Origin of the sequence: Streptomyces sp. SID12501 (assembly GCF_010550245.1) — a bacterium.
Classification (GTDB): domain Bacteria; phylum Actinomycetota; class Actinomycetes; order Streptomycetales; family Streptomycetaceae; genus Streptomyces.
The window spans coordinates 1-394 of record NZ_JAAGLU010000996.1 but is presented as its reverse complement, the minus strand read 5'-3'; the positions used below and the strand labels follow the sequence as shown (position 1 = coordinate 394).

General features: G+C 65.7%; 1 protein-coding gene. It reads left to right on the top strand.

Annotated elements, in window-relative coordinates:
• Nucleotides 1–394: YhjD/YihY/BrkB family envelope integrity protein (locus G3I71_RS49515; protein WP_239149828.1), on the top strand; the 394-nt coding region annotated here is incomplete at both ends.

Below are 394 nucleotides of genomic sequence, written 5' to 3'. Positions count from 1 at the left end.
CCGCGCCCTCTATCGCAACGTCTCGAAGCGGAAGATGGCCTGGCTGCTGCTGAAGGACACCGTCAACTCGTGCATCGAGTACCGGATCCTCGGACTGGCCGCCGAAGCGGCCTTCTTCACGCTGCTGTCGCTGCCGCCGCTCTTCCTCGGTCTGCTCGGTCTGCTCGGTTACGTCGACGGCTGGACCGACACCCAGTCCGTGCAGAGCATCGAGGAGAACATCCTGCGCGCGGTCGGCACGGTGCTCTCCGACCGGGGCGTCAACGACATCGCTAAACCGATGCTGGACGACGTGACCAGCCGCGGCCGACCGGACCTGATCCCCCTCGGGTTCGCCTTCCCCCTTTGGTCCGGTTCCCGGGCCGTCAACCTCTTCATCGACACCATCACCGTC